The sequence below is a fragment of the Cellulomonas massiliensis JC225 genome, assembly GCF_000312005.1.
Lineage (GTDB): Bacteria > Actinomycetota > Actinomycetes > Actinomycetales > Cellulomonadaceae > Cellulomonas > Cellulomonas massiliensis.
Genome location: NZ_HE978588.1, coordinates 999,511 through 1,001,894, shown reverse-complemented (window position 1 = coordinate 1,001,894; position 2,384 = coordinate 999,511). Strand labels below are relative to the sequence as shown.

Here is a 2,384-nt window from a genome sequence, read left to right as displayed (position 1 = left end):
GCTCGTCGAACATCCACGGGAAGACCGCCTCGCCCGTCAGGACGAGGGGCCGCGCCGAGGGGTCCCACGCGGGCCGTCGCGCCGCCTCCTGCGCCGCGGCCCAGCCGCCCGACCGCTCGCCCTCGTGGTAGATGACCTCCTGCAGCGCCATGTAGAGCGGGTTGCCGGTGAACGACGTCTGCCGGTGCGCCGCGGCGAGGAAGCCGGAGGCGAGCCCGCCGTCGTCGTCGAACGCGGTGTCGAGCAGCCAGTGCAGCTCGTCCGCGCCGGTGCTCATGCCCAGCGGCGCCCCGAGCGTCTGCAGCCGGCGCACCGTGAGCGGCGCCCCCTCCACCGTGACGGCCTCCGCCCCGAGGCGGTCCGCGACGGCGGTCAGGCGCGCGACGTCGTCCGGGAACCGCGCCGCGAACGCGCGGTTGCGGGCCTCCTGCCGGTCGAACGTCCGCCGGTACACCTCCTCCGCGCTCGCACCCACGGGCGGCAGGCCGCCCGTCACGTAGCAGGCGACGAGGGCCTCGGGGTGCCGCGAGAGGTAGGTGAGCGTGAGGAAGCCGCCGTACGACTGGCCGAGCGTCGACCACGACCGGCCGCCGTACACCGTCGCCCGCACGTGCTCGGCGTCCGCCACGATCGCGTCCCCTCGGAAGCACGCGAGGTAGTCCGCCGCCGCGTCCCCGAGCCGCTCGACCGTCCGGCCGTCGACGCGCCCGGACCGCCCGGTGCCGCGCTGGTCCAGCAGGACGACGCGGAACCGCTCGAGCGCGGCGCCCAGCCACCCGCCCGGCGACGTCGGGCGGGGTCCCTGCCCGCCGGGGCCGCCCTGCAGGAACAGCAGGAGCGGGAGGTCCTCGCGGTCCTTCGCCGGGTCGACGAGCTCGCGCGCGAGCACCGTGATCGAGCCGAAGCGCGAGGGGTCGGACCAGTCGACGGGGACCTCGACGACGTGGTCGCGGACGACGAAGCCAGTCATGGCGTAGCGGGCGGCGGTCACGTCCGGCAGCGTAACCACCGGCGGCCGGCGCCTCCGGGTGCGGGCGGCGGCGGTCGCGGAGCAGACTGGCGGCGACCCGGGCGCACGAGAGCGACCCCGGCACGGCGCAGGGAGCGGTCATGGGGCTGGACGACCTGGTGGGCAAGGCGAAGGACGCGCTGCAGGGCCACGAGGAGCAGGCCAAGGACGCGATCGACAAGGCCGCCGAGGCGGTCAAGGCGCGGACCGACGACGGCACGGACGGCAAGGTCGACGAGATCGCCGCGAAGGCGAAGGACTACCTGGACGAGCAGCGCGGGCACTGACGTCCGGGCCCGCGGGGTCCGGCAGCCGGCGCACGGGCCGGCCGGCGCCGGCGCGCCTCGTGCTCAGCCGAGCAGCAGGTGCCAGCCGCCGACGCCCACGACGCCGCCGAGCAGCGGAGCCGCCACCGGCACCCAGCTGTAGCGCCAGTCCGAGCCGCCCTTGTGGTGCAGGACCGTGCGCGGCAGCAGCGCGTGGACGAGCCGCGGCCCGAGGTCGCGCGCCGGGTTGAGCGCCGGCCCGGTCGGTCCGCCCAGGCCCGCGACGAGGCCCCAGACGAGGAAGCCGAGAGCCAGGTGGGCGGTGGCCGGCTCGTCGACGGTGAGCGGCGACTTCACGATCGCGAGCGCGCACGAGAACAGGACGACCGAGCCGAGCAGCTCGTTCGCGAAGCCGTTGCGCCGGGAGCGGGCCGCGTTGATCGTCGAGAAGGTACCCAGCACCTCCTCGGGGTCCGTCGTCTGGTCGTAGTACGGCTTGTGCGTGACGACGATCGCGAGCTGGCCCGCCATCGCGCCGAGCAGCTGCGCCGCCACGTACGGGGCGACCTCGCTCCACGGGAAGAGGCCCCACACCGCGAGGCCGATCGTGAACCCCGGGTTGATGTGGTTGCCGCTGATGCCGCCGAACATGAGCGCCGGGATCATCACGCCGAAGCCGTAGCCCATGGCGATGAGCGACCAGCCGCCGCGGTAGCCCTTGGAGCCCTTGAGGTGGACGTTCGCCACCGTGCCGTTGCCGAGGATCAGCAGGATGGCCGTGCCGATGAACTCGCAGGCCAGGCGCACGCCGAGGGACACCGAGGGATCCACGCGCCCACTGTGCACCATCCGTCCTCGGCGCACACCCCCGCGGCGCCCGGCGCGCGCCCGGCTCGAGCCGCCCACAGGCGTCATCCGCGCGCTCCCCGGCCCCGTGCCCGGAGGCCCGCCCCGTCCGCTCGAGGCTCCGGCGGCACGCTGGACCGACGAGGGGAGGGAACCGTGTGGATCGGCGTGGCTGGCTCGTCGTGCTCGTCCTCGCGCTGGCCGTCGGGCTCGGGCTGCCGCTGCGCGACCAGCAGCGCGCCGCCGCGCGCTACCCCGTGCGC

General features: G+C 75.5%; 3 protein-coding genes. 1 reads left to right on the top strand and 2 read right to left on the bottom strand.

Annotated elements, in window-relative coordinates; all coding sequences use genetic code 11:
* The coding region (locus HGCM_RS16905; protein ID WP_019135734.1) for an alpha/beta fold hydrolase at nt 1-991 on the bottom strand (991 nt) is incomplete at its 3' end.
* Nucleotides 992-1,110: 119 nt separating this feature from the next.
* Here HGCM_RS16905 and HGCM_RS04775 point away from each other — a divergent pair.
* The gene (locus HGCM_RS04775) at nt 1,111-1,296 is read left to right on the top strand and encodes an antitoxin (RefSeq protein ID WP_019135733.1); all 186 of its coding nucleotides are present in this window, start codon (nt 1,111-1,113) and stop codon (nt 1,294-1,296) included.
* A gap of 63 nt (nt 1,297-1,359) precedes the next feature.
* Here HGCM_RS04775 and HGCM_RS04770 read toward each other — a convergent pair whose 3' ends face one another.
* Nucleotides 1,360-2,106 carry an MIP/aquaporin family protein gene (locus HGCM_RS04770; protein ID WP_246119429.1) on the bottom strand — a complete coding sequence of 249 codons (747 nt, stop codon included), beginning with the start codon at nt 2,104-2,106 and terminating at the stop codon, nt 1,360-1,362.
* Between the last annotated feature and the right edge of the window lie 278 nt (nt 2,107-2,384).

Excerpts from the sequence above, each read along its gene's own strand:
- HGCM_RS04775 (WP_019135733.1), top strand. The coding sequence starts at position 1,111 with ATGGGGCTGGACGACCTGGTGGGCAAGGCGAAGGACGCGCTGCAGGGC.